Annotated in this window: 20 protein-coding genes and 1 pseudogene; 11 read left to right on the top strand and 10 right to left on the bottom strand. The window is 61.7% G+C overall.

The annotated features are described in order from the left end of the window. Nucleotides 1–154 precede the first annotated feature (154 nt). The 5 genes from AQ611_RS22565 to AQ611_RS26515 all read right to left on the bottom strand — a co-directional run bounded on the left by AQ611_RS22565 (nucleotide 155) and on the right by AQ611_RS26515 (nucleotide 5,491). On the bottom strand, nucleotides 155–1,276 hold the full coding sequence (locus tag AQ611_RS22565) for a polyamine ABC transporter substrate-binding protein (RefSeq protein WP_059518926.1): 1,122 nt from the start codon (nucleotides 1,274–1,276) through the stop codon (nucleotides 155–157). 66 nt (nucleotides 1,277–1,342) lie between these two features. Then, a complete protein-coding gene (locus AQ611_RS22560; RefSeq protein WP_069236125.1) occupies nucleotides 1,343–2,767 on the bottom strand; it encodes an aspartate aminotransferase family protein in 1,425 nt (474 codons plus the stop codon). 34 nt (nucleotides 2,768–2,801) lie between these two features. Further along, nucleotides 2,802–4,136, bottom strand: coding sequence for a glutamine synthetase family protein (locus AQ611_RS22555; protein ID WP_069236124.1), 1,335 nt, complete (start codon nucleotides 4,134–4,136; stop codon nucleotides 2,802–2,804). 25 nt (nucleotides 4,137–4,161) lie between these two features. After that, on the bottom strand, nucleotides 4,162–4,962 hold the full coding sequence (locus AQ611_RS22550; protein ID WP_069236123.1) for a gamma-glutamyl-gamma-aminobutyrate hydrolase family protein: 801 nt from the start codon (nucleotides 4,960–4,962) through the stop codon (nucleotides 4,162–4,164). Nucleotides 4,963–5,266: 304 nt separating this feature from the next. Next, nucleotides 5,267–5,491, bottom strand: a complete 225-nt coding sequence (locus tag AQ611_RS26515; RefSeq protein WP_083237562.1) for a hypothetical protein — start codon at nucleotides 5,489–5,491, stop codon at nucleotides 5,267–5,269. A 460-nt stretch (nucleotides 5,492–5,951) separates the two neighbouring features. On the opposite strand from AQ611_RS26515, the gene AQ611_RS22540 reads away from it, so the two are divergent. The 7 genes and pseudogenes from AQ611_RS22540 to AQ611_RS22515 all read left to right on the top strand — a co-directional run bounded on the left by AQ611_RS22540 (nucleotide 5,952) and on the right by AQ611_RS22515 (nucleotide 15,034). Further along, nucleotides 5,952–6,503: a cupin domain-containing protein gene (locus AQ611_RS22540; protein WP_059520107.1), complete on the top strand. Its 552-nt coding sequence runs from the start codon at nucleotides 5,952–5,954 to the stop codon at nucleotides 6,501–6,503. Nucleotides 6,504–6,580: 77 nt separating this feature from the next. Further along, on the top strand, nucleotides 6,581–8,071 hold the full coding sequence (locus AQ611_RS22535) for an aldehyde dehydrogenase (protein ID WP_069236122.1): 1,491 nt from the start codon (nucleotides 6,581–6,583) through the stop codon (nucleotides 8,069–8,071). Nucleotides 8,072–8,203: 132 nt separating this feature from the next. Continuing rightward, complete coding sequence (speB, locus tag AQ611_RS22530; protein WP_069236121.1) at nucleotides 8,204–9,166, top strand: agmatinase; 963 nt, start codon at nucleotides 8,204–8,206, stop codon at nucleotides 9,164–9,166. A gap of 413 nt (nucleotides 9,167–9,579) precedes the next feature. Beyond that, entirely contained in the window at nucleotides 9,580–9,870 is a 291-nt protein-coding gene (gene groES, locus AQ611_RS22525; RefSeq protein ID WP_059520110.1) for a co-chaperone GroES, read from the top strand. 16 nt (nucleotides 9,871–9,886) lie between these two features. Then, a complete protein-coding gene (gene groL / locus AQ611_RS22520; protein WP_059520111.1) occupies nucleotides 9,887–11,527 on the top strand; it encodes a chaperonin GroEL in 1,641 nt (546 codons plus the stop codon). A gap of 263 nt (nucleotides 11,528–11,790) precedes the next feature. Beyond that, a pseudogene (locus AQ611_RS26505) lies at nucleotides 11,791–12,098 on the top strand (ABC transporter permease); the annotation flags it as partial. A gap of 410 nt (nucleotides 12,099–12,508) precedes the next feature. Further along, nucleotides 12,509–15,034 (top strand): adenosylcobalamin-dependent ribonucleoside-diphosphate reductase, encoded by a 2,526-nt coding sequence (locus AQ611_RS22515; RefSeq protein WP_069236120.1) that lies wholly within the window; start codon nucleotides 12,509–12,511, stop codon nucleotides 15,032–15,034. 83 nt (nucleotides 15,035–15,117) lie between these two features. On the opposite strand, the gene AQ611_RS22510 is transcribed toward AQ611_RS22515, so the two are convergent. After that, on the bottom strand, nucleotides 15,118–16,011 hold the full coding sequence (locus tag AQ611_RS22510; RefSeq protein WP_069236119.1) for a LysR substrate-binding domain-containing protein: 894 nt from the start codon (nucleotides 16,009–16,011) through the stop codon (nucleotides 15,118–15,120). A 331-nt stretch (nucleotides 16,012–16,342) separates the two neighbouring features. Here AQ611_RS22510 and AQ611_RS22505 point away from each other — a divergent pair, with 331 nt between their 5' ends. Continuing rightward, nucleotides 16,343–16,981, top strand: coding sequence for a hydrolase (locus tag AQ611_RS22505; RefSeq protein ID WP_069236118.1), 639 nt, complete (start codon nucleotides 16,343–16,345; stop codon nucleotides 16,979–16,981). A gap of 278 nt (nucleotides 16,982–17,259) precedes the next feature. Here AQ611_RS22505 and ahpF read toward each other — a convergent pair whose 3' ends face one another. From ahpF to AQ611_RS22485, 4 genes are all read right to left on the bottom strand, one after another. Next, on the bottom strand, nucleotides 17,260–18,873 hold the full coding sequence (ahpF, locus tag AQ611_RS22500) for an alkyl hydroperoxide reductase subunit F (protein ID WP_069236117.1): 1,614 nt from the start codon (nucleotides 18,871–18,873) through the stop codon (nucleotides 17,260–17,262). 162 nt (nucleotides 18,874–19,035) lie between these two features. Continuing rightward, nucleotides 19,036–19,599 (bottom strand): alkyl hydroperoxide reductase subunit C, encoded by a 564-nt coding sequence (gene ahpC, locus AQ611_RS22495; protein ID WP_059570392.1) that lies wholly within the window; start codon nucleotides 19,597–19,599, stop codon nucleotides 19,036–19,038. A gap of 127 nt (nucleotides 19,600–19,726) precedes the next feature. Then, on the bottom strand, nucleotides 19,727–20,806 hold the full coding sequence (locus tag AQ611_RS22490) for a lytic polysaccharide monooxygenase (protein WP_069236116.1): 1,080 nt from the start codon (nucleotides 20,804–20,806) through the stop codon (nucleotides 19,727–19,729). Nucleotides 20,807–20,982: 176 nt separating this feature from the next. After that, the gene (locus AQ611_RS22485; RefSeq protein ID WP_059520118.1) at nucleotides 20,983–21,468 is read right to left on the bottom strand and encodes a hypothetical protein; all 486 of its coding nucleotides are present in this window, start codon (nucleotides 21,466–21,468) and stop codon (nucleotides 20,983–20,985) included. A 447-nt stretch (nucleotides 21,469–21,915) separates the two neighbouring features. On the opposite strand from AQ611_RS22485, the gene AQ611_RS22480 reads away from it, so the two are divergent. The 3 genes from AQ611_RS22480 to AQ611_RS22470 all read left to right on the top strand — a co-directional run bounded on the left by AQ611_RS22480 (nucleotide 21,916) and on the right by AQ611_RS22470 (nucleotide 25,358). Next, on the top strand, nucleotides 21,916–23,331 hold the full coding sequence (locus tag AQ611_RS22480) for a circularly permuted type 2 ATP-grasp protein (protein ID WP_069236471.1): 1,416 nt from the start codon (nucleotides 21,916–21,918) through the stop codon (nucleotides 23,329–23,331). Between the two features lie 108 nt (nucleotides 23,332–23,439). Next, on the top strand, nucleotides 23,440–24,381 hold the full coding sequence (locus tag AQ611_RS22475; RefSeq protein WP_059520119.1) for an alpha-E domain-containing protein: 942 nt from the start codon (nucleotides 23,440–23,442) through the stop codon (nucleotides 24,379–24,381). 8 nt (nucleotides 24,382–24,389) lie between these two features. Continuing rightward, on the top strand, nucleotides 24,390–25,358 hold the full coding sequence (locus AQ611_RS22470) for a transglutaminase family protein (RefSeq protein WP_069236115.1): 969 nt from the start codon (nucleotides 24,390–24,392) through the stop codon (nucleotides 25,356–25,358). Nucleotide 25,359: the final 1 nt, after the last annotated feature.

Raw genomic sequence — 25,359 nt, 5'->3', positions numbered from 1 at the left:
TCGCAGGCATGAGTTTTCCCGCGCGATACGCATGTCGCGAATCGCGTAAGCACTGCGATCGGGATTTCACCGGGCCGCGCGTCTCAGGGCGAACGCGCGGGCACCGTATTGCATGTTTCGGGCGGACGGCGCGTGAGCCGCGGTCCGCCGCCGCTCAATGCCCGGTCTTCAACTGCGCCCACAGGCGGTTTTCGAGGCGCAGGATATCGGCCGGCACTGGCCGCATCAGCGTCATCTTCTTGAGCACCTCTTCCGGCGGGTAGACAGTCGTGTCTTGAGCGACAGCCGGTATGACGAATTGGCGCGCGGCGCGGTTCGCGGTGGGATAGAACACCTCGTTCGTGATCGCTGCGTTGACTTTCGGATCCTCGATGTAATTGATCCACTTCAGTGCTTCCTCGGCGTGCGGCGCATCCTTCGGGATCACCATCACGTCGAACCAAAGAAGACCGCCTTCCTTCGGATTCGAGAATTTGATTTCATACGAACGTTTCGCCTCCAACGTCCGGCGGCGCGCGATGCCGACGTCGCCGGACCAGCCGAGTGCGACGCAGACGTCGTTGTTCGCGAGATCGTTGATATAGCCAGACGAGTTGAACTGCGTGATATAAGGCCTGACTTTTTTCAGGACTTCGAATGCCGCCTGATAATCGGCCGGGTTCGTGCTGTTCGGGTTTTTGCCCATGTATTGCAGCGTCGCGGCGAATACGTCCACGGCCTGATCGAGGAACGACACGCCACAGCTCTTGAGCTTCGAGACGTTTGCCGGGTCGAGCACGAGTGCCCAGCTATCGACGGGCGCGCTGTCGCCGAGTGCCTTCTTCACCGCCTGCACGTTGTAGCCGACGCCGTCGGTGCCGTATGCCCAAGGCACGCCGTACTGGTTGCCCGGATCGGCTTCCGCGATCATCTTCATCAGCGTCGGATCGAGGTTCGACAGATTCGGCAGCTTCGATTTGTCGAGCTTCTGATAGACGCCCGCCTGAATCTGCTTGGCCATGTAGTTCGACGTCGGCACGACGATGTCATAACCCGAACTGCCCGCGAGCAGTTTCGCCTGCAGCGTATCGTCGCTGTCGTAGTTGTCGTACTTGACGTGCACGCCTGTTTGTTTTTCGAAGTTCGGGATCGTGTCCTTCGCGATGTAGTCGGACCAGTTGTAGACGTTCAGTTCGGCGCCGGCCGCTTGCGCGGCCGGAATCGACAGCGACGCGACGCCCGCCAGTGCGACGAGCGCAGCACGCGCGATTGCGTGACGAAGATGGCTCACACTCATGTTGTTCCCCTGACTGAAGGTGGAAGAACGGCGCGCCGAGCGCCGTCCGTCCGATTGACAATGACGTTAGGCAAAACCCAGTTGCTGGGCCGTCGCATCGATCGCTCGCTTCGCCTTCTCGACGAGTTCGTCGATTTCGGGCTTGGAGATGACGAGCGGCGGCGACAGCAGCATCCGGTCGCCGGTTGCGCGCATGATCAGATTGCCGTTGAAGCAGTAATCGCGGCAGATCGTGCCCACCTCGCCGCCGTTCTCGAAGCGTTTGCGCGCGAGCGGATCGCGTGCGAGCTGAAGCCCCGCCACCAATCCCGTGCCGGCGATCTCGCCGACGATCGGATGATTCGCGAACGTCTCGCGCAGCAGCTTCTGGAAGTACGGCCCTGTCTCATGCTTGACGCGCTCGACGATCCTTGCGTCGCGCAGCAGCGTCAGATTCGCGATCGCGACGGCCGCCGCGACCGGATGCCCCGAATACGTCATCCCGTGGTTGAACTCGCCGTGCTCGATCAACGCGCCGGCCACGCGCTGCGACAGCGCGACCGCGCCCATCGGCACGTAGCCGCTCGTCAGCCCCTTGGCGAGCGTCATCAGATCGGGCGTGAAGCCGAAGTGCTGATGCGCGAACCATTCGCCGGTGCGCCCGAAGCCGCCGATCACCTCGTCGGCCACGAGCAGCACGTCGTATTGCTTGCAGATGCGCTCGATCTCCGGCCAGTACGTCGACGGCGGGAAGATCACGCCGCCCGCGCCCTGGAACGGCTCGCCGATGAACGCGGCGACGTTTTCGGCGCCGAGTTCGAGAATTTTCGCTTCGAGCTGCCGCGCGCGCTCGAGGCCGAACGCCTCGGGCGTCTGGCCGTCGGCGGCCTCGCCGAAGAAGTACGGCTGGTCGATATGGACGATGTGCTCGACTTTCGACGGCATCTGCTCGTGCATGTAGCCCATGCCGCCGAGCGTGCCGCCGGCGATCGTCGAGCCGTGGTAGCCGTTGGTGCGCGAGATCACGTATTTCTTCTGCGGCCGGTTCTGCGTGCGCCAGTATTGATGAACGACGCGCAGCACGGTGTCGTTGCCTTCGGAGCCGCTGTTGCAATAGAAGAAGTGGTTGAACGACGGCGGCGCGATGTCGGCGAGCAGGGCGGACAGCTCGATGACGGGCGGATGGGTGGTCTTGAAGAACGTGTTGTAGAACGGCAGTTGCTGGAGTTGGCGGTAGGCGGCGTCGGCCAGTTCCTTACGGCCGTAGCCGACGTTGACGCACCAGAGGCCGGCCATGCCGTCGATGATGCGGTTGCCGTCCGAATCCCACAGATAGACGCCCTCGGCTTTCACGATCACGCGGCTGCCCGCGCGGTTGAGCGCGCCCATGTCCGAGAACGGGTGCAGGTGGTGTGCCGCGTCCAGCGCGCGGTATTCGGCGCTCGTGCGTTGTTCGGCTCGTGCGTTCGCTGCGGGCCGAACCCACACCGATTCGTTCGATTGATAACTCATCTTGACTCCTGTATCGATATGGCAGTGCGTCGGATCAGACATGCAGCAACAAATGCTTGCGCTCCCATGAACTGATCACGCGGAAAAATGCTTCGTATTCCGTTTCCTTCAACGCGAGGTACGCATTCACGAACTTCTCGCCGAGCATTTCCGCGAGCGGCCCGCACGATGTCATCAGCGTCAGACCTTCTTCCAGATTGCGCGGGAGCTGATACGGCAGGCTGTAACCGTCGCTGACGAGCGGCTCGGTCGGCTTCAGATGCTGAGTCATGCCGAGATAACCGGCTGCGAGCGTGCCGGCGATCGCCAGATACGGATTGCAGTCGACGCCCGGGATCCGGTTCTCGATACGGCGCGACACCGGCGACGAGTGCGGAATCCGGAAACCGACGGTGCGGTTGTCGTAACCCCACTGTACGTTGATCGGCGCGGCCATGAAGCGCGACAGCCGCCGGTATGAATTGATGTACGGCGCGAAGATCGGCATCAGCGCTGGGGTGTATTTTTGCAAGCCCGCGATGTATGCATGGAACATCTCGGTCGGGCTGCCATCGGCCGCGGTGAAGATGTTCTGGCCGGTTTCCTCGTCGACGATGCTTTGATGCACGTGCATTGCCGAGCCGGGCTCGTTTTCCATCGGCTTGGCCATGAACGTCGCATACATATGATGACGCAGCGCGGCCTCGCGTACCGTGCGCTTGAAGAGGAACACGCGGTCGGCAAGGTTCAGCGGATCGCCGTGCAGGAAATTGATTTCCATCTGCGCGGCGCCGACCTCGTGAATCAGGGTGTCCACTTCGAGGTCCTGTACTTCGCAATACTCGTAGATGTCCTCGAAGAGCGGGTCGAACTCGTTGACCGCCTCGATCGAATAGGATTGCCGTCCCGTCTCCGGCCGGCCGGTGCGGCCGACCGGCGGCGCAAGCGGCAGATCCGGATCTTTATTCATGTCAACCAGATAGAACTCGAGTTCCGGCGCGATCACCGGCTTCCAGCCCTTCGCCTTGTACAGCTCCAGCACGCGGCGCAGCACGCGGCGCGGCGAGATTTCGACGGGCGTGCCATCGAAATGCACGCAATCGTGGATCACTTGCGCGGTTGGATCGACCGCCCACGGAATCAGGCGGATGGTCGATGCGTCGGGCAAGCACACCATGTCGGGGTCGGTCACGCCGGTGAGCGTGCCGTCCTCCGGGTAGTCGCCGGTGACAGTCTGGATCATCACGGCTTGAGGCAGCCGCATCGATTCGCCGGTTTCGAACTTGCTGCGCGGAATGATCTTGCCGCGCGCGATGCCCGCCATGTCGGGGATGATGGCTTCTACTTCAGTAATCCGATGCTTTTTCAGGAATTCGTCGATTTCGTTCATGATTGTTCTCGTTGGGTCTGCCGGCTCATGCGCAAATCGGGCGCACGGGCGGCTGGTCGGCATCGTTGCGCATTCGGGCGAGCATCCGTTCTTGGCATGCAGCGCCGAATGCGCGGAAGATCGCGCTCGACAGCGGATCGCTCGCGTATTTCCATTCCGGGTGCCATTGCAGGCCGAGCGCGAAAGCCGGTGCGCCGGGTACGCTGATTGCCTCGATCAACCCGTCCGGCGCCGTCGCCTCGACCGCGAGCGCGGCACCCGGCTGGGCGATGCCTTGGCTGTGCAGTGAATTCACCTGCGCCTGGGCCATGCCGCCGGCAATGCGCTGCAACAAGCCGCCTGCCGTGAGCCGGATGGCGTGCGCGGGCCCGTACTGAACGTCGAGCGTGGCGTGCTTGTTCTCGCGGTGATCGGCAAAGCCGTCGACCGCATGAACCTGCTGGTGCAGCGTGCCGCCGAACACGACGTTCATTTCCTGGAGGCCGCGGCAGATCGCGAGCACGGGCACGCCGGCATCGACCGCCGCGCGCAGCAACGGCAGCGTCGTCGCATCGCGGGCGGGATCGTGCAGCGTGTCCGGCGCGCTCGGGGGAGCGCCGTAGCGATGCGGTTCGACGTTCGAGTAGCTGCCGGTGAAGAGCAGGCCGTCGACGGCGCCAACGATGTCGTCCGCTGCTTGCCGTGTGCCGAGCGCCGGGACCAGCATCGCGATGGCATCGGCGCCATCGACGATAGCCGTGATGTATTTCTCGCCGACGACATGCGATGGATGCACGCCGATCATTGTCTTGTCGGCAGTGATTCCGATCAGTGGTTTTCTCTGCATGACTTTTACGTTCCATTCATGCCCGGATGGCGATCAACCTGACGGCGGGCGCCGGATCGCGGGCGTGACAGAGCCCAACGGCCTTGCATGGCAGGCAAAGCCGTAAATAAAGGGGTGCGCGGCGGGCATGCGCAGGCGATCGGCCGGCAGCCGCATAACGCACGACGAAGTGATTCAGGGACTGCTGCCGGACGCGCGACACACCGACGTTCGTCGAACGCACGCGCACCGGCGATGTGCATCCACACGCCGATCGGGCGCACGACGCACGTTCGCAGCGAACCTTGTCAGAAAGTGGGAGGCGCTATGGCAATAGCGAAGCGACTTCGTCGGTATGCACGGCGATATAGGCGCGTGCGGAGACGGCGTTATGACGTCGTACCGAGCGACGGGACAGGATAGTGAAGATGGATGGAAGCAGGCGAGGAGCTGACGCGCCGCTGCTTCCGTCGGGCAGAGCGAGGTCTTGGCGCAAACGGCACGCCACTTGACTTCGATCCCACCTTACCAGAGGGCCACGGACTCTCACGATTACACTCGACTGGTGACGTTGAAAGTATTCGACGCCTCGTTTCATTGAACACCTTGGGTGTTTAATAAATCGGGGCGACGGGGCGGCGGCATGATCGTCATCCGGCAAATGCTTCGGATACCGTCATAATGCGATCACGATGTATGACGATGGCATGACGCTGACCTGGGACCCAGCATATACGAGCCAAAATTGGCGTCAACGTTTTTCTAAAATCTTTATGGCCGGATCTTCCCTGATATTGCTGGTTTGTCTGACGCAAAAAGCACGCATTTTTCGGGGTAACTCACGTCGTGTCGGTGTCCATTATTTCGAACGGCTTGCAGGGTTTCTACCGACGGAAAATAATCGAAAGTGATTAGAATATTCGACACGCGTGCTGCCCATCTCGGTTCGCCCGTCGGTTCCCGTTCATCACTGTCACCGATCTCTATCCATCGTGCCGGAATCTCTATCGATGTCCACTGAAGTCGCCACTCGCCTGCGCCACGTCCGCAAGAAGCACGGCCTGTCACAACGCGAGCTTGCCAAGCGCGCCGGCGTGACGAACGGCACCATCTCGCTGATCGAGCAGAATCGCGTCAGCCCTTCGGTAGGATCGCTGAAGAAATTGCTCGAATGCATTCCGATGAGCCTGGCGGAATTTTTCACGTTCGAGGTCGATGAGGATCGTTCGGTCGTTTCGCGCCGCAACGAGATGCCGAACCTCGGCAATGGGGCGATCGAGTTCTATCTGGCTGGCTCGGGCGTGAAGGACCGCAATATGTGCATCATGCGCGAGGTCTATCAGCCGCTGGCCGACACCGGCCCGGAAATGCTCACGCATGCGGGGCATGAAGGCGGCGTGGTGGTGTCCGGGCAGATCGAGTTGACCGTGGACGGCACGACCTGGCTGCTCGACCCCGGCGACAGCTACTACTTCGAAAGCCGTTTGCCGCACCGTTTTCGCAACCCCAGTGCGGATGACGTTTGTGAGGTTGTGTCGGCGAATTCGCCCCCTACATTCTGACGGCACGCAGACGCCGTTTACCGTCGTCGCGCCGAAGCGGAATCGTCGCGGCGAGTCAAACCTGATGAGGCATTCCGATGGAAAAGAAGACTTTGGCGTATTGGCAGGACAAGGCTGCGTCGCTCGCGATCGAAGGCCGGGCATTTATCGATGGTGCCTACCGCGACGCGCAGTCCGGCAAGACGTTCGATTGCGTGAGCCCGATCGATGGCCGAGTGCTGGCGAAGATCGCCGATTGCGGCGCAGCGGACGTGGATGCGGCGGTTGCCGCGGCGCGCCGCGCGTTCGAAGCGCAGGTATGGGCGGGCCTGAATCCGCGTGAGCGCAAGGCGAAGCTGCTTCGCTGGGCCGCGCTGATTCGCGAGCATTTGGATGAATTGGCACTGCTCGAAACACTCGATGCGGGCAAACCGATCGGCGATACCACGACGGTTGACGTGCCGGGTGCCGCCTACTGCGTCGAATGGTTCGCTGAGGCGATCGACAAGGTCGGGGGCGAGGTGGTGCCGGCTGATCATCATCTCGTCGGACTGGTCACGCGCGAGCCGCTTGGCGTGATTGCCGCGGTGGTGCCGTGGAATTTTCCGATCCTGATGGCGTCGTGGAAATTCGGCCCTGCGCTTGCCGCCGGCAACAGCGTCGTGCTGAAGCCTTCGGAGAAATCGCCGCTCACTGCGATCCGGATCGCGCAGCTTGCCCACGACGCTGGCATTCCCGCCGGCGTGTTCAACGTGCTGCCGGGCGGCGGCGAGCCCGGCAAGCTGTTGGCGTTGCATGGCGACGTCGATTGTCTCGCGTTCACTGGCTCGACCGCGGTCGGCAAACTGATCATGCAGTACGCAGGCCAATCGAACCTGAAGCGCGTGTGGCTCGAACTCGGCGGCAAGTCGCCGAACATCGTGCTGCCCGATTGCCCGGATCTCGACCGGGCCGCGAAAGCGGCGGCCGGCGCGATCTTCTACAACATGGGTGAGATGTGCACGGCGGGCTCGCGGCTGCTCGTGCATCGCGATATCAAGGATGCGTTCGTCGAGAAGCTCGCCGCGGCGGCGCGTGCGTATGCGCCGGGCAACCCGCTCGACCCGGCCGTCTCGATGGGCGCGATCGTCGATCGGGTTCAGCTCGATCGCGTGCTCAGCTATATCGACGCGGGCCGCAGCGAAGCGAAGCTGGTGTTCGGCGGGGCGCGTGTGAACGAGACGAGCGGCGGTTTTTATATCGAGCCGACCGTGTTCGATACGACGCCCGATACGAAGATCGCGCGCGAGGAGATTTTCGGACCGGTGCTGTCGATGATCACGTTCGATTCGCTCGACGATGCGGTGCGTATCGCGAACGACAGCGAATACGGGCTGGGCGCGGCGGTATGGACAGCGAATCTGACGATTGCGCACGAGGTGGCGAGACGCTTGCGCGCCGGCACGGTATGGGTCAATTGCTACGACGAAGGGGGCGACATGAATTTCCCGTTCGGCGGTTACAAGCAATCGGGCAACGGCCGCGACAAGTCGTTGCACGCGCTGGAGAAGTACACCGAGCTGAAGTCGACGCTCGTGCGGCTGCGCTAAAGGATTCGCAAGCCACCGCAACGGCGCGCGTCGATGCGCGCCGTTGCGTTCCCAATGAATCCGACTGCCGGCTCGCCCTTTGCGCGGTTTGCGCCGCGTCACCGCCGGGCCGGTTTCTCATCAGGTCATCCCATGGCTGACACACTCTATGGCGACGGCGCGATCCGTCGTTCGTCCGTCTACGGCTCGTCAATCGAAAATACTTATTCAGGCGTGCTGTCGTTCATGCGGCGCAGCTATACGCGAGAACTGGAGGGTGCCGACGTTGTCGTATCCGGCGTGCCGCTCGATCTCGCGACGACGTTCCGTCCGGGTGCGCGGCTCGGGCCGGCCGCGGTGCGCGCGGCGAGCGTGCAACTCGCGGAATTGCACCCGTATCCGTGGGGTTTCGATCCATTCGACGATCTCGCCGTGATCGATTACGGCGATTGCTGGTTCGATGCCCATAACCCGCTGTCGATCAAGCCGGCGATCGTCGAGCACGCGCAGACCATCTTGCAATCCGGGGCGACGATGCTCACGTTCGGCGGCGATCACTACATCACCTATCCACTGCTGATTGCGCATGCGCGCAAACATGGCAAGCCTCTATCGCTGATTCATTTCGATGCGCATTGCGATACCTGGGCCGACGATCAGCCCGACAGCCTCAATCACGGCACGATGTTCTACAAGGCGGTCCGGGAAGGGTTGATCGATCCGAAGACGTCGGTACAAATCGGCATTCGCACATGGAACGACGATTTTCTCGGCATCAACGTGCTCGATGCTGCATGGGTGCACGAGCATGGGCCACGTGCGACGGTCGAGCGGATCGAGTCGATCGTCGGCAGCCGGCCTGCGTATCTGACTTTCGATATCGATTGTCTCGATCCTGCGTTTGCGCCCGGCACGGGTACGCCTGTGGCGGGCGGGTTGTCGTCCGCGCAGGCGCTCGCGATCGTGCGCGGGCTTGGAGGTATCGATCTGATCGGCGCGGACGTGGTCGAAGTCGCGCCCGCGTATGACCAGAGCGAGATTACCGCGCTCGCGGCCGCGCATATCGGCTGCGATTTGCTGTGTCTGTGGCGGCAGCGCAAGGTCGGCGCGCGCTAGCGCGATGGGGACGGTGCGGCGAGACGCCGATGCGGCGGCCGATGAGCGATGTGACCGGCGCCGTCGTCGCACCGGCACGCAGATAGGCGTGCGGTTAGCCGATTCGCGGCCTGCGACGGCGTTTCTTGCCGCGCTGCCGGCTGCGCCGAGCGGCGGGATGTGATCTATCAGGTATCCGAACACATCGTTGCGCATGCCGTTCGAAGCAGTCCGACGGCCGCCCGGATGCTTCGGAGCCGGATTGAGCCGGACGTCGACTCGTCATCGTCAAGCAGCGCCGGCGCCTAATGCCATTCATCGATAAGTTTTTGAAAATCCGTTATTGGAGCGATTGGCGGCACGTTTCTATACTCGACACCTGATTGGCACTCACCTAACCCGAGTGCCAACAATTTCGATAAGGAAACGTGAGAATGAGCCTACGTCCGCTACACGATCGCGTCATCGTCAAGCGACTCGATCAGGAAACCAAGACCGCCTCGGGCATCGTCATCCCGGATAGCGCGGCGGAAAAACCCGATCAGGGCGAGATCATCGCCGTCGGTCCCGGCCGGCGCGACGCCGACGGCAAGCGCGTCGAGCCCGACGTGAAGGTCGGCGAGCGCGTGTTGTTCGGCAAGTATGCTGGCCAGTCCGTGAAGGTCGACGGAAACGAACTTTTGGTACTGCGCGAAGAGGATATCGTCGCAGTCGTCCATTCCTGATTGGGAGCACCGGATCATGGCAGCGAAAGAAATCATTTTTCATGACGGCGCACGTTCGAAACTCGTCGAAGGCGTCAATCTGCTGGCTAACGCGGTGAAGGTCACGCTCGGCCCGAAAGGCCGCAACGTCGTGCTCGAGCGCAGTTTCGGCTCGCCCGTTGTCACGAAGGACGGCGTATCGGTCGCAAAGGAGATCGAGCTGGCCGACAAGGTACAGAACATCGGTGCGCAACTCGTGAAGGAAGTCGCGTCGAAGACGAGCGACGCGGCCGGTGACGGTACGACCACCGCCACCGTGCTCGCGCAGGCGATCGTTCGTGAAGGGCAGAAGTACGTCGCAGCGGGGCTCAATCCGCTCGATCTGAAGCGCGGCATCGACAAAGCGGTGGCGGCCGCCGTCGAGGAGTTGAAGAAGATCAGCAAGCCGACGACGACAAGCAAGGAAATCGCGCAGGTCGCCACGATTTCGGCGAACGGCGAGGAGTCGATCGGTCAACGCATCGCTGAGGCGATCGACCGTGTCGGCAAGGAAGGCGTGATCACCGTCGAGGATGGCAAGTCGCTCGCCGACGAACTGGACGTCGTCGAAGGGCTGCAGTTCGATCGCGGCTATTTGTCGCCGTATTTCATCAATAATCAGGACCGCCAACTGGCGGTGCTCGACGAGCCGTACATTCTGCTGCATGACAAGAAGGTATCGAACATCCGCGATTTGCTGCCGGTGCTCGAACAAGTGGCGAAGGCAGGCCGCCCGTTGCTGATCATCGCCGAGGACGTCGAGGGCGAAGCGCTCGCGACGCTGGTCGTGAACAATATCCGCGGCATTTTGAAGACCGTCGCGGTCAAGGCGCCGGGCTTCGGCGATCGTCGCAAGGCGCTGCTGGAAGACATCGCGATCCTGACGGGCGGCCAAGTGATCGCAGAGGAAACCGGCCTCACGTTGGAGAAAGCGACGCTTGCTGAGTTGGGCCGTGCAAAGCGTGTCGAAGTGGGCAAGGAAAACACGACCGTCATCGACGGCGCGGGCGAGAAGGTCAACATCGAGGCGCGAGTGAAGCAGATTCGTGTGCAGATCGACGAGGCGACGTCGGACTACGACCGTGAAAAGCTGCAAGAGCGCGTGGCGAAGCTGGCTGGCGGCGTGGCGGTGATCAAGGTGGGCGGTGCCACCGAGGTCGAAGTGAAGGAAAAGAAGGATCGCGTCGACGATGCGTTGCACGCGACTCGCGCGGCCGTCGAAGAAGGCATCGTCCCAGGCGGTGGCGTTGCGCTGATCCGCGTGAAGCAGGCGATCTCGAGTTTGACTGGCGTGAACGCGGATCAGAAAGCGGGCATCAATATCGTGTTGCGCGCGCTCGAAGAGCCGCTGCGTCAGATTGTCACGAACGCGGGCGAGGAGGCGAGCGTCGTCGTCGCGAAAGTCGCTGACGGCCAAGGCAATTTCGGCTACAACGCGGCGACGGGCGAGTACGGCGATCTTGTCGAATCGGGCGTGCTCGATCCGACCAAGGTCACGCGCACTGCGCTGCAGAACGCCGCGTCGATCGCCGGGCTGTTGCTGACGACCGATGCGACTGTTCACGAGGCGCCCAAGGACGCGCCGCCCGCGCCGCCAGCGGGCGGCCCCGGCGCGGGCGGGCCGGGCTTCGACTTCTGACTTCGGCGCATCGATCGCGCGAGCGTGCCGCTGGAGCGGCGGCGCGTGCGATCGGCAAACCGGGGGGCGGCGTTTCGACGCCGCCCCCCGGTTTTTATTTTTCCGGTCCGTAAGCGTCCAACAAAACCATTGATTGGCTGTTGTCGAGCCTGGGCCCCGTCAGTTCGATTTTCCCCGTTGGCCAGTATTGCTGGCGGCGGATGGCGTGCATCGACGGCTGACCACGCGAGAGAGGGTTTTCATGTGGTTCTTGACGGCCGCTGCTGGTTGCATTTTGCCGATGGCCGTCCATCCCGATGAGCACTGCTTCGGTGCCGGCCATATCGACAGGCGTTGGTTCCGGCTTGGCCAGAGCCTTGCTGCGGCGCGCGATCGGCGTGCTGTGGATCGTGCTGGTGCCGGTGGAGATGCTCGGCATGAGCGCCGATCTCAGTCCTACCGTGCTAAATACGCGTGATCGGCTTGCCATTCGGAACTGGCCGCGGTGATCGTTGTAACCGGCGCGATCGGGTTTGTGCTCGACGCGCTCGAGCGAGCCGCCTTGCTCCGCCGGACGAGCGCGCGGGCCTGACGCGTGCGCAATATGGCGCGAACCGCGCGGCGCGTGGGACCAGCCTGCGCCGTCTGTTGCAAGCGCTTTGCAGCGGATGCGCCAATACCCACGCCGCCTGCCCGGTTGTTGCGCGACGACAAGCGGCCGGCTGCGCGTTGATCCACAATATCAAAATGCCTGGGCGGTTTCCTCGCAGTTTCCTCGCAGTTTCCTGACACGTAGCGCCTCTGCCGCCGGTCGGCGCGCTATCGCGGTGAACCGCTTGACTGTCGTGATTCATGCGACAGCTTCGCACGCGAGCCGATTGCGGCCGGTGCTCGCGTGCGTTATGGTCGTCGAATGGGCAGCGTGCCGCTTCGTTCGCAGTGCCCCGATGATCGTCATGGTGGGCGTCATCCATTCGCAGGCGCTGCAAAAAAGGGGGATTCATGGCGACTATCGATGCCGGCTTCCATCTCGCCCCACAGCCGTTCTCCATTGACGTGCTGCTGGAAAAATACGCGAAAGGCGACGAGCGGAGCGCAGACGACGTGTTTCGCCGCGTCGCGCGAGGCGTCGCACAGGCCGAGCCGCAGGCGCGGCGCCGGGAGATCGAGGCGCGCTTCGTCGAGCATCTGCAGCAGGGTGCGCTCGGCGCGGGACGGATCATGAGCGCGGCGGGCAGTCCGATTGCGGCGACGCTGATCAACTGCTTCGTACAACCCGTCGGTGATTGCATTCAGGGCGTCGACGAGCGCGGGCTGCCCGGTATCTATGTCGCGCTGTTGCAGGCGGCCGAGACGATGCGGCGCGGCGGCGGGGTCGGCTACAATTTTTCGGCGATCCGTCCGCGCGGTGCTTACGTGCATTCGACGGGTTCGAGTGCATCGGGGCCGTGCAGCTATATCGACGTGTTCGATGCGTCTTGCCGCACTGTCGAAAGTGCCGGCTCGCGGCGCGGCGCGCAAATGGCGGTGCTCGACTGCGACCATCCGGATTTGCACGAATTCATCGAAGCGAAGCATTCGAAAGGCCGCTGGAACAATTTCAATATTTCCGTCGCGGTGACCGACGCATTCATGAACGCAGTCGAGCAGGACTTGCCGTGGCAGCTCGTGCATCGCGCGAAGCCGTCGCCCGCGCTGCGCGCGGCGGGCGATCTTCGGCAGCGCGACGACGGCATGTGGGTCTATGCGGAAAAGCGCGCCCGTGCGATCTGGGACAAGATCATGCGCTCGACCTACGATATCGCCGAGCCAGGTGTCGTGTTCATCTCGAAAATGAACGTCGACAACAATCTGCGCGCGATCGAGACGATTCGTGCGACGAATCCGTGCGGCGAGCAGCCGTTGCCCGCCTATGGCTGCTGCAATCTCGGGCCGCTGAATCTGACGCGCTTCGTTATCGAACCGTTCGCGTCGCTGCGCGGTGCGACGAGTGCGTTCGATTGGAATGCGTTTGCCGAACGCACGGCCGTGCAAGTGCGTTTTCTCGACGACGTCCTCGACGTGACGCTATGGCCGTTGCCCGAGCAGCGGCGCGAAGCCCAGGCGAAGCGCCGCATCGGCGTGGGCTTCACGGGGCTCGGCGATGCGTTGGTGATGCTGGGTTTGCGTTACGATTCGCCGCAAGGGCGCGATTTCGCGGCACGCATCGCGCGCACGATGCGCGATGCCGCCTATCGTGCATCGGTCGAGCTTGCGCGCGAGCGCGGTGCGTTTGAGCTGTTCGATGCCGACCAGTATTTGCAGGAGGGCACGTTCGCATCGCGTCTGCCCGAAGACATTCAGCAAGCGATCCGCCGCGACGGTATTCGCAACAGCCACCTGCTGTCGATCGCGCCGACCGGCACCGTGAGCCTCGCATTCGCGGACAATGCGTCGAACGGCATCGAACCGGCGTTTTCGTGGAGTTATCAGCGCACGAAGATCATGGCGGACGGCGGTCACCAAACATTTCCGGTCGAGGATTACGCATACCGGCTGTACCGCGAGTTGGGCGGCGACGTCGATGCGCTGCCGGACTGCTTCGTCAGCGCGCTGCAGATGTCCGCGCATGACCATCTCGAGATGATGGCCGCGGTGCAGCCGTACATCGACACGTCCATCTCGAAGACAGTAAACGTTCCGGCCGATTACCCGTTCGACGATTTCGAGAGCCTTTATTTCGATGCATGGAAGCGCGGCTTGAAGGGGCTCGCAACGTACCGGCCGAACGAGACACTGGGGGCGGTGCTGCATACGGACGGGCCTGCGGACGCGCTCGCCGAGACGGATCTCGATCCGCTCAAGATTGCAATCGATCATCGGCCGAGGGGGGAATTGCCCGCAGTGATCGAGAAGGTCGAGTACATGACGCAGTTGGGCAAGAAATCGATTTACGTGGCGGTGTCGTTTCTCGAAGTGACCGGATCGATCGGTGGCGAGGAAGTGATGATCGAACGGCCGATCGAGTTTTTCATTCCGGTGGGCCAGCGCGATGAGTCCCAGCAGTGGATCACGGCGACGATGCGCTCGCTGTCGCTTGCGGCGCGCGGCGGATTTGTCGCGCGGAATCTGCAGGACATGCGCAAGGTGTCGTGGGATCGCGGGCAGGTACGGCTCGGCGAAACACAACGGCTCGACGGCCGGCGCATTCCGCTATGGCACGACTCGGAAGTCGCGGCGCTTGCATATGCGATCCAGCAGATTCTGCATCGTCGCGGCTTTCTCGATGCGCAAGGCAATCAGGTACCGTCGCGCTTGCTTGCTCAGTTGCCGCGCGGCGCGGCGGCTGCCGCGCCGAAGCCGGAGGCCGCCACGCCGTCGCCTCGAGCCGGAGCGGGCGGCAATGACGCGGCAGGGCGTTTGCGCGAATCGATCGAACCGCGCACGATGTTCGGCCGAAAATGCAATTCGTGCGGTGCGAATGCGGTGATCCGTAAGGACGGCTGCGATTTTTGCACGGCATGCGGCGAAATCGGTGCTTGCGGTTGAACCGTGAGAGCGGCGGGCGAATGGTTTCGCTTGTGTCGCGTTGACACCGACGAAGCTGACGCACGGCTTCTGGACTACTCACGTCAGTCCCGCTGAATATGTTCTGCCAGGAAGTCGATCAGCAAGCGCACGCGGGGGAGAAGACCGCGCCGGGACGGAAATACCGCGTGGATCACGCCTCCCTTGGGCGCCCAGCCCGGCAGCGCGTCGACCAGGGTGCCGTTGCGCAAGTCATCTTCAACCACCATACACGGCAGTTGGGCGATTCCGACGCCATTGATCGCGGCATCGCGTAGCGCATGCATATCATCGGTGATGAAACGAGGGTGGTGGCGCAATTGTGCTTCCATGCCATGCGGCCCAGCCAATTGCCACATGTGGTTTCGCGGTGGCCCCCAATCGACGCTCGGCAGGCCGGTCAATTCGTTGGGGTCCGTCAGCAAGTCGCGCCCTCTCAGTAAGCCCGGAGCGGCAACCAGCCGCTGTGGACTGTCCCCGAGGATTCGCATCACAAGGTTGCTGTCCTCCAACGGAGGAAAGCGCACGCGCAATGCGAGATCGAGGCCCTCGCTCAATAGGTCGACGCGGCGATTGGTGGCATCGAGGAGTACCTGCACCTTCGGGTACGTGGCCATGAAGCGCGCCAGCAGGTTACTGACGCGGTACTCGAGCAGTGCTGTTGGGCAACTGACGCGCACGATGCCTTGCGGTTCGGCATGCTGACGCTCCACGATCTCGCGCGCAGCGTCCGCTTCCACCAGTACGGCGACGCATCGTTCGTAAAACTCGCGCCCGGTTTCGGTGACAGCGAAATGACGTGTCGTTCGCTGCAGCAGCCGCACATTGTAGTGTGCCTCGAGTTCCGAGATGCGCCGGCTCAGTGTCGACTTTGGTACGCCCAGCACCCGCCCGGCCTGAGTGAATCCCCCATGCTCGACCACTTTCGCGAAGTAATAGAGGTCGTTCAGATCGTCCATGATCGTTCCATTTATAGAACACTGAAGGCATTTGACGATACTGGGAATCAAATTGTTCCGGGAATAGGATATTGAGCAATGCGAATCAGCTCTGTTCCGGGAGTACCGAATCGGCTGGGACAGATCGCTGGTGATCGAGCGCAACGAGGCCGTGTGCGCGGCGCGTTGCCGGGTTACTCGAGCCTGGTGCTTTCGCTTCGCGCGCTGCCGAAATTGGATATTTGCGGCAGTCAGGGAAAAAAGCCGCACGGTTCCCTCGCTGTTGCATACGAGCCATGCATTGATAATTTGGACTATTTATCAATTTTTTACACTGTTTCTGGAGGCTACCATGGCAAGCGAACCGATTCGCGATCCGGCGGGCGACCATCTGCTCACGCCGAAAAATGCGGCATTTATCATCATTGATTATCAGCCGGTCCAAGTGAATTCCATCGCGTCGATGGATCGTCAGCTCCTGGTCAACAACATTGTGGGGGCAGCAAAGGCCGCCGTCGCCTATAAATTGCCGATCGTTCATTCGACGGTCAATGTGAAGACCGGCCTTAACAAGCCGGCTATCCCGCAACTACGCGCCGTACTGGGCGATTACCCGATCTACGATCGCACGAGCATTAACTCGTGGGAGGATGTCGAATTTCGCGAGGCCGTCGAGGCAACGGGGCGCAAAAAATTGATCGTGACTGCGCTGTGGACAGAAGCCTGTCTAACGTTTCCGGCACTCGATGCGCTGAAGGCTGGCTATGAGGTATTCGTCGTCGCCGACGCGGTCGGCGGCACATCTGTTGCCGCGCACGAAGCCGCATTGCGTCGTATCGAACAGGCGGGCGGCAAGCTTATCAGCGTTGCCCAACTGTTCTGTGAATTGCAACGCGACTGGGCGCGCAATGAAACCGTACCGGCGTTCATGAATCTGTTCATCGACACCGGCGGAACGGCCGGCATTCAGTTCGCATACGATAAGAGCTGATATATCCGACGCGCGGTGCAGTTGCGTCAACTGCGCTTATGCATTCGCGATTTCCTGCGAATATCCAGCATCAGTATGGGCCGATATTGTCGCCGCGTGACCGGGGAAACCGCGCGGCGCGAACACATGACTGCTTGGGGAGCGGCAATACCGTCAAATATTTTTTCCAAATGGACATGAGCGTATTTACTAGGTCTTCCGAAATCGCAAGAAAAAAAATGCCCTCGCCACGATATCCGTCATCGTAGCGAGGGCCAACGGTAGACCAGTGAAATACCTTAGGCGGCGAGCGCCTCGCTGCTGCGCACGATAGTTCCGGCCGACGCGGATACCGTGTCAGGCGCGGCATCGCTGCGAATCAGATAATCGAACGCACCGAGCGCGGCCTTCGCGCCTTCGCCGAGCGCGATCACAATCTGCTTGTAGGGCACGGTAGTCGCATCGCCGGCGGCGAACACTCCTGGTGCCGATGTCGCACCGCGTGCATCGACGACGATTTCGCCGTGCTTCGATAACTCGATTGCGTCTTTCAGCCACTCGGTGTTTGGCACGAGCCCGATCTGGACGAACACGCCTTCGAGTTCGATACGCGTTGTTTGGCCGCTGAGCAGATCGTCATAGACAAGCCCGTTTAACTTCGTGCCGTCGCCGGTCAGCTCGGTTGTGCGCGCCTGCGTGATCACCGTCACATTCGGCAGGCTGCGCAGCTTGCGTTGCAACACTTCGTCGGCACGCAGTTGCGCTCCGTATTCGATCAGTGTGACTTCACGGACGATGCCGGCCAGATCGATCGCCGCCTCGACGCCGGAATTTCCGCCGCCGATGACCGCCACGCGCTTGCCTTTGAAAAGCGGGCCGTCGCAATGCGGGCAGTAAGCGACTCCGCGATTGCGGTAGTCGCGTTCGCCCGGCACACCGATTTCACGCCAGCGAGCGCCAGTGGCGAGCACGACTGTTTTCGCCTTCAGCACGGCGCCGCTCGCGAGATGAATCTCGTGGATGCGACCAGGGACGAGTCTGTCCGCACGCTGCATATCGATTACGTCGACTTCATACTGCTTGACGTGCTGCTCGAGCGCTGTCGCCAATTTCGGCCCCTCTGTCTCCTGGACCGATACGAAGTTTTCGATCGCCATCGTATCGAGCACCTGGCCGCCAAAGCGTTCAGCTACGACGCCGGTTGCGATACCCTTGCGCGCGGCGTAAATGGCAGCCGCAGCACCGGCGGGGCCGCCGCCGACGATCAGCATGTCGAACACAGGCTTGACCGCCAGCGCCTGTGCCGCTCGCTCGCCGGCACCGTTGTCGAGTTTGGCGAGAATTTCCTTCACGCTGCTGCGGCCCTGGCCAAACGTTTCTCCATTGAGGAAAAGCGTGGGCACGGCCATGATCTGACGGGCTTCGACTTCGTCCTGGAACAGTGCGCCGTCGATCATCACGTGGTGGATGCGAGGATTGATCAGCGCCATCATGTTGAGTGCCTGTACGACTTCGGGGCAGTTCTGGCACGTGAGCGAGATGTAGGTCTCGAATCGATAATCGCCGTCGAGTGACCGGATCTGCTCGATTACTGCGTCGTCGAGTTTCAGCGGGTGACCGCCTGCTTGCAGCAGCGCGAGCACAAGCGACGTGAACTCATGCCCCATCGGGATGCCGGCGAAGCGGATGCGGGCGTCGCGTCCCGGCTCGCCAACCGTAAACGACGGTTTGCGTTCGGCATCATCGCGGCGCTCGACCACGCTCACCTGCGGCGACAGCGAAGCGATCTCGTCGAGCAGCGCGCGCAGCTCGCGCGATTTGTCGCTGCCGTCGAGCGATGCGACCAGCTCGACCGGCCGGCTGATTCTTTCGAGATACGATTTCAGCTGATTCTTGAGGTTGGCGTCCAGCATGACGATTCGGATTCCATAATGATAGGGGAAGGTCTTGCCGCTGGTTTGTAACGCGCCGTGACCGGCGCGAATGCGTGTGATGCCGAGCGGAGAGCGTTGAAGCGATGCGACGGATTGCGTCGCGCGGCCCGGAACGCACCGCGCACGAGCCGCCGCGTGAGCTTAGATCTTGCCGATCAGATCGAGCGAAGGTGTGAGCGTATCGGCGCCGGGCGTCCATTTCGCAGGGCAGACTTCACCTGGATGAGCGGCGATGTACTGCGCGGCCTGCACCTTGCGCAGCAGTTCGCCGGCATCGCGGCCGATGCCGTTGTCATGGATTTCGCAAAGCTTGATTTCGCCTTCGGGATTGATCACGAACGTGCCGCGCAGCGCCATGCCTTCTTCTTCGATCAGTACGTCGAAGTTACGTGAGATCGTGAGCGTGGGATCGCCGATCATCGGATATTTGATCTTCGAGATCGTGTCCGACGTGTCGTGCCAAGCTTTATGTGTGAAGTGCGTATCGGTCGAAACCGCATAGATTTCAACGCCCAGTTTTTGGAATTCGGCATAACGATCGGCCAGGTCGCCAAGCTCGGTCGGGCAAACGAACGTGAAATCGGCCGGATAGAATACGACGACGGACCACTTACCCTTCAACGTCTCGTCACTGACCGGTACGAAATCGCCGTTGTGGTATGCAGTGGCTTTGAACGGCTTGATCTGGGTGTTGATGATCGGCATTGCGTGCTTCCTTTTGAATCGAAGTGTGATCAGGAAGCGTCAGTATGGCGATTCGACCAATTATTGTGAAATTGCATGTTTTAATGATGGGAATCGCCAATTTCTATCCGGAGCGCGGCAATGCGATTCAGCGTGCGCCGACGATTCCGATCGCGCTGGCATAGTTCGGCGACAACCAGACCTTGTTTGCGCCGATGTTGGTCGAGTCGAAGGCGATCGTATTGCCCGAGCGCACGCCGATTCGCGCGAATTGGCCATAGCGGCTGTTCACCTGATCGGCGAGTTGCTTGGCCCATACACTACGGTTGGCATTGGCCGATGAGATCGGAACGCGAATGTCGACGACCTCCGTGCCGCGAGCATCATTGCTCATCACACGAAAACGAACCTGTTCGCCCTCGCGCGGAGTGAGGCTCGGCTCAACGAAGTTGCGTGCAGCGATCCATTGGAAGCCGGATGCGTGCGAGTCCGCAGCGATCGTTACGTCGCTGCAATTGAAAAACCCTTCATTGCCGGGGTCGGTGCGCTGCCAGTAGCTGTACAGCACGGCATCGCCGGTGCGGCCGGGCGGGAGCGTCACATCCAGCTTGTAGAGCGAGCTGATCGTGCCGGGCAGGTGGCCCGTGCCGTTTGCGGGGATGGGGGCGGGCGCCGGGGCGTCGTAGATTTGCGTCAGGTCGCTCCAGCGTAGCGGCTGCGCAGGATCATACGATGGATTCGAGATGAACACGCGCATGCGCGCCGGATTATGCGAGGTGGTGTTTTCCCATACGAGTTCCACGTGCCCGCTGTTCGGCGTCAGTGGCGTTTTGCGCCAGAGCGTAGTCGGCGCCTTGTCGAGGCCCGCTTTCGCGGGGTCGCCGCCCGCGCACAGCGTGCCGTCCGGCACGGCCGCTTTTAGCTTCGTGAGATCGTTGCCCTGGCCGACCGGATTTGCGGAGACTTCATTCCATTGCGTAAACGGGTAGGCCGAGTTATTGCCGGCGCGAAACGCGGTTCGGCAGTCCTCATAGGGAATTCCGGAGCCGTCGGGCGGGTCCCAGTAGCCGCCGTCGAGGTGGCATTGGTATTGCCGGGCGATTGGAAAGCCGACGGCGCCATGCGCATTGGCTTTGTTCATGGGCGCGATCTGGACGGCCAGGGATACGGCGAGCAAGACGAGGCGGCTCGCTCGGCGGCGCGACGATGCATCGATAAAAGTCGTCATTGAATGTTCCTCCTGATGGTAAACAGTGCGACACACACGGCGTATCGCTCGAAACCGCGCTGCTCATTTCGGATGTCGAACGATGGACCGGCGAAGCCGTTTTAGCCTATGCAAGCTCAGTAGGAACCGTTACCACGAAACTTCGGGGCTTTACGACGAAGCTTTTATCGGGTGCATCAATGGATATAAGGCTTCGGTTGTGTTGTGGAGCGGATCGCAAGCCCGGCGTCGAGCAGCGCGATCGAAAACCACCGGGCGATCTTCAGTACGCCGCTGTCTGGACAGCGCGGCAGCCAATGCGCGAGTGCGCGCAATGCGGCTTCGCTGCGGGCCGACTGCAAATCCGCAAGCGCTTGCAGCAGCATCGCTTCGTCTATCGCAAGCCGGTCTCGGCAGTGGCATCGCTCATCGCGCGGACAATTGGCGTCGCACTGCAGAAAGCGCATCAGCATGTCGAAATGAACGAGGCCGTCGGTGTGCAGACCCGCGTCGGCCAGCACGTTGCGCCATGATGGCGGTTCGCGATGCGCGGCACTGAGGTTCGCGCATCGCAGCCATGAGCGCATGGCTGTCAGTACGATGCGTTCAGCATCGTCGATGCTCAGGCCGTCGCCGGTATCGTCTGCTGGGGCGGCGCTTCGCAGGGTATCGCGGATATTCATGAATGAGCCTCCTGAAATCGGCGCGGCCCGTGATGTGTGGGGCCACGCAACGGGCGAGTAACAAGCGCTATCATCGCGCCATTTTTTTATAAATGCAAATGATTCTCATTTATAAATTGGGGATTTGACGGCAGCACGGCTATGCATGCTGCGTTGCGCAAGTCCTGTGGGAAAAAATCGGCAAGCACACATTCATCGGAGAACGAAGCAACTTCCCGCATAGACAGATGCGATGGAAATCTGCGACGCTATTCTCGCGGGCGAAGCCGCTTGCGCCGAGTCAGCGCATGCGGACCACGGGCGGCCGCACCGACATGGTGCGGCGTGCTGCGCAAAAGTGCCGAATCAAACCGGGAGACGGATTCATACAAGGCACGCTCTTTGCTCGCGATACATAACGCCGGTACGGCATCGACAGGTGCCGAGCAAACGATGGAGAACTCTTCGATGAAGCCATTCGATGAAATGTTGAAACCCGGCGATAGTGTTCGAGCGCCCTATGAGCGCTTGAAACAATGGCTCGATACGCAGGATCCCGCGAGCCTCGCGCAGAAGGCGCACGACGCGGAAGGCGTGTTCCGCAAGACGGGCATTACGTTCGCCGTCTATGGCGATGTCGAAGCCGCAGAACGGCTGATTCCGTTCGACATCGTGCCGAGGATTATTTCCGGACAGGAGTGGAATAGGCTGTCGCAAGGCATCGAGCAGCGCGTGATGGCGCTCAATGCGTTTCTCGACGACATTTATCACCGCCAGGAGATCGTGCGCGCGGGGATCGTGCCGAAGCACTTGATTTCGCATAACGAGGCGTTTTTGCCGGAAATGATCGATTTCCGTCCGCCAGGAAACGTTTACACGCACATCATCGGCGTCGATATCGTCCGGACTGCGGAAAATCAGTTCTACGTACTCGAGGACAACGCGCGCACGCCATCGGGCGTGTCGTACATGCTCGAAAACCGCGAAACGATGATGCAGCTCTTTCCCGAGCTGTTCCAGCAGGTAAAGGTGCGTCCCGTCGAAACCTATCCGCAGCTCCTGCGCCAGTCACTCGCGGCCGTATGTCCGCCGGGCGGCAATGCCGACAACCCGACCGTCGCGGTACTCACCCCGGGTATTCACAATTCCGCTTATTACGAGCACGCGTTCCTTGCCGATCAGATGGGGGTGCATCTCGTCGAAGGCAGCGATCTGCAGGTGATCGACGATCGCGTCGCGATGCGCACGACCGAAGGTTTCAGGGCGATCGATGTGCTGTACCGCCGCCTCGACGATGCGTTCCTCGATCCGCTCACCTTCAGGCCCGACTCGGTGCTCGGCGTGGCGGGCATCATGGATGTCTACCGTGCCGGCAATATCACGATCGCGAACGCGCCAGGCACCGGCATCGCGGATGACAAGGCGATTTATTCGTATATGCCGGAGATCGTGGAGTTCTACACCGGCCGCAAGGCGTTGCTGGAGAACGTGCCGACTTGGCGCTGCGCCGAGGACGACAGCCTGGATTACGTGCTCGCGCACCTCGACGAACTCGTCGTGAAGGAAGTGCACGGCTCGGGGGGATACGGAATGCTGGTTGGCCCAGCCGCATCGAAAGCCGAGCGTGACGCGTTCGCGGCCAAGCTGCGCGCGAAGCCATCGAACTATATCGCGCAGCCGACGCTTGCATTATCGACAACGCCGATCCTGACCGAGAAGGGGCTCGCGCCGCGTCACGTCGATCTAAGACCGTTCGTGCTGGTTTCGGATCGTATCCGCATCACGCCAGGCGGCTTGACGCGGGTTGCGCTGAAGGAGGGGTCGCTCGTCGTCAATTCGAGTCAGGGCGGCGGCACCAAGGATACCTGGGTGCTCGCTGACTGACGCGCATGCCCGGCGCGTGCCGGACATGCGCGATGACACGAGCGATGCGCACGCTGGCCGGCGTGCGCAGACGCGCCGGACCGAATAACGATCAGTGGATGAAACACCATGCTTCTCGGACGGACAGCAAGCGGACTTTACTGGATGTACCGCTATATCGAGCGAGCGGAAAATACCGCGCGCATCGTCGATGCGGGGTTGCGGATGGCGCTCACGCGCACCGCGGATGCGCCGGCGGAATGGTCGTCGGTACTCGTCAGTTCGGGTGCCGACGACGGTTATCGGCAGAAGTACGAAACTTATGCGGCTGATACGGTCACCGATTATCTGCTGCGCGATCGAGACAATCCATCGAGCGTGCTCTCATGTATCGAAAGCGCTCGCTCGAACGCACGGATGGTCCGCACGGCACTCACGCGCGAGGCCTGGGAAAGTGTGAACGGTGCGTGGCTGGCGATCAGGCGCGGCCTTGCGCAGCCGATTCTGGCGAGCGGATTGCCGGCCATTCTCGACGAGATCAAGCGCGAGACCGCATTGATTCTCGGCAGTTTCTACAGCACGATGCTGCGCAACGAGATTTTCGATTTCGCGCAGATCGGCGCGTTCATCGAACGCGCGGACAACACCGCGCGAATTCTCGACGTCAAGTATCACCTGCTGCTTCCCTCGGTGTCGCACGTCGGCACGATGCTCGACAACTACCAGTGGGAATCGATTCTGCGCTGCGTCGCCGCGCACCGGTCTTACCGCTGGGTCTATGACGTCCAGTACAAGCCGCTCAACATTGCCGACTACCTGATTCTCAACGGCCGGATGCCGCGCTCGCTGCGTTTCTGTTACGGCCATGTGACGTCGAGTCTCGGCCATCTCGCGAATGATTATGGCGTCACGCACGCTTGTCACGAGACCGCGGCCAAAATCAAGCAGTCGCTCGAGGACAATACGGTTCAACGCATTTTCAAGAGCGGGCTGCACGAGTTTCTGACGGATTTTATCGCCAAGAACAACAGTCTCGGCGTCGAAATCGCCCAAGCCTACAACTTCGACTGAGAACAGCCATGCGTCTTGCCATTCGCCATCTTTCGCGTTTCCAGTTCGACGAACATGCCACCCATGCGCTGCAGCGCTTGCGGCTGCGCCCGCAAAGCGGCCCATCCCAGACCGTGCGGGCCTGGCAGGTGACGGTCGACGGCGTCGAACCATCACTCAGTTATGCAGACGGATTCGGTAACCGGGTCGATCTTATGCGGCACGAGCGCGACAAAGCCGAGGTCGTCATCGTGGCGGCAGGCGTCGTCGAGACGCAGGACCGCGCAGGCATTCTTGGCCAGAATGACGGCTATGCACCGCCATGGCTGTTCGAGCGCACCACCGAGCTGACGTGCGCGGGCGAGGCTATTCGCGCGCTCGCGGCGGCGCTGCCAATCGAGCATCGCAGCCTGGATGCGCTGCACTGGCTGATGACCGAAGTGCATGGACGAATCGCATATGACCCGAATGTATCGCCGACGCCGCGCGATGCGCAGACCGTGCTGCAAAGCGGTGTTGGCACGAGCCGCGATCATGCTCACGTGTTCGTCGCGGCGGCGCGCGCGCTGAAAATCCCGGCGCGCTACGTGGCGGGCTATTTGCTGACCGACGTCCCGATGCAACGTGCTGTCGAGACGATGCACCAAGCAAGCGGCGCCGCCCAGCAGACGATGCAGATGCGGCAGCAAGACGCGCAGACGCTCGATGCGGACGCAACGCGCATGGCGCAGGGCGATGCAGCCCGGCAGCCGAGCGCGGCTCGGCATCACGCTTTGTCGGGCGTGATGCCGTCGCAAGCCGGCCATGCATGGGCTGAAGCGTATGTCGAAGGGCTCGGCTGGGTCGGTTTCGATCCGTTCATGAACCGCTGCCCGGACGAGCGCTACGTGCGGACCGCGGCGGGCCTCGATTATCGCGATACGATGCCGGTCCACGGTTTCGGAGCAAAGCTCGCGGACGTCGTGATAAGCGTGATCCAATCGCCGGAGCTTGTCTGAC

This window comes from Burkholderia singularis, from assembly GCF_001718875.1.
Classification (GTDB): domain Bacteria; phylum Pseudomonadota; class Gammaproteobacteria; order Burkholderiales; family Burkholderiaceae; genus Burkholderia; species Burkholderia singularis.
Note: the sequence above shows the minus strand (reverse complement) of the source record. Positions and strands in the feature narration are given on the sequence as shown.